The 1502-nt window shown below is 32.5% G+C and carries 3 protein-coding genes; all 3 read left to right on the top strand.

Annotated elements, in window-relative coordinates; all coding sequences use genetic code 11:
* Nucleotides 1–136: 136 nt before the first annotated feature.
* The 3 genes from HNR32_RS13685 to HNR32_RS13695 are packed head-to-tail and all read left to right on the top strand — an operon-like array spanning nt 137 to nt 1296.
* Entirely contained in the window at nt 137–670 is a 534-nt protein-coding gene (locus tag HNR32_RS13685; protein ID WP_183863610.1) for a DUF5780 domain-containing protein, read from the top strand.
* A 15-nt stretch (nt 671–685) separates the two neighbouring features.
* Entirely contained in the window at nt 686–994 is a 309-nt protein-coding gene (locus HNR32_RS13690; protein ID WP_183863612.1) for a hypothetical protein, read from the top strand.
* A 38-nt stretch (nt 995–1032) separates the two neighbouring features.
* On the top strand, nt 1033–1296 hold the full coding sequence (locus HNR32_RS13695; RefSeq protein WP_183863614.1) for a zinc ribbon domain-containing protein: 264 nt from the start codon (nt 1033–1035) through the stop codon (nt 1294–1296).
* Nucleotides 1297–1502 lie beyond the last annotated feature (206 nt).

Consider the following 1502-nt stretch of genomic DNA (forward strand, 5'->3'; position numbering starts at 1 on the left):
CCAGAAGAGCTTTTTGATGAAAATTTAGATAAAATATATTCTAACCAAAAATAATTATGGATAAAAAAGTGTTCAATTTGCTATTGCAATTTGCGCCTTATCTTCGATATTAATAATAATTTTTAGCGCCCTTATTATGGGATGTGGAAACGATGCTGAGCTTAGTTCATTAAAAAAGGAAAATGCTACATTGAAGTCAACTATTAATGAACAAAAAACTACCATAGAAAAATTAAAAAACGATGTTGCTATGTATGTGCCCAAAGAAAATAAGAATACATCCGCCGATAAAAGTAGCGTTGCTAATCAGCCTGTTGAACTTGTTAGCCTTAACATTGTAAAATCAATAACAACTGATGTTGATGTCTCTTTCAAAAATATCTCAACTAAAAATATCGATGCTATTGAATTTGTCATTCTTCAATTTGACAATTTTGGTCGACCAGCATATAGGTTTAATGATCCATCGGCTGGTAATGTTACTAGTAAATTAACTATGCAAGATAATACAGCTCCCGGTGGAATAATGAAATCTGGCTGGTCATTATATAATACAGATAGAACAATGAAAGGAAAGGTTGTAGTTAAGCAAGTTCATTTTACAGATGGTGCAGTTTGGACTAATAATAATTTTGATTCTATCGTTAATAGTGAAAAAGACAAACTTTAATTCAGGAGGTTATCTATGAAAAAATATCGTCGTATAATAATTATTGTAGCCACTGTTGTTATTTTTTTTAGCTTCTTTGGTTTTTTCTCTATTCCTCCCATTGGTATATTTCCGCAAGGCATCACATGCTTTGTTTTAAAATCTCCATCTGATCCTTTTTTCAACTCTCCTGATGCAATTAGTATAAAACACATAGGCCATGTTTCTATTTTTTCTAGAGCCATGGGGATAGCTGAAGGTGCAAAAAATCCTATTATATTGCGTTTGCCGTATATAGAAACATTTTATAATTTATCAGTAGATTACGCTCAAATAGACCATTAATGATATTGTTTATTTAATAAATAGTGAGGTATATTTAAATGGAAGTTCTTTTTATTGCTTTAATTATTGGATTAATTCCCGCCTTTATTGCACGTTCTAAAGGACGCAGCTTTTTGCCCTGGTATATTTATGGCGTTGCGCTCTTTATAGTGGCTTTGGTGCATTCTCTTGTTATTTCAAAATCTGCCGCCAAAATCAAATATGATTTTGAAGAACAAGGGTATAGCGAATGCCCATTCTGCAAAGAATATGTAAAGCCAGGTGCTACCGTCTGTCCTCATTGTCAGCGTGACATAAAATAAAAAAGCCGCCCAGTACTCGCAATACTGAACGGCTCGGGGTGAGATATATGAATTTGACTAATATCATTATATCACAGCCCTTTTTAAATTTAAATTGAAAGGACTGTATTTTTCACGACAAACGCATGAATAAAAAATAAATATGTTCAAGTAAACATCCAGGCTGTATACTTTAAAGAAAACAGGAAAAGGATGATTCTAACATG

It is taken from the genome of Pectinatus brassicae (genome assembly GCF_014201835.1).
GTDB lineage: Bacteria > Bacillota > Negativicutes > Selenomonadales > Selenomonadaceae > Pectinatus > Pectinatus brassicae.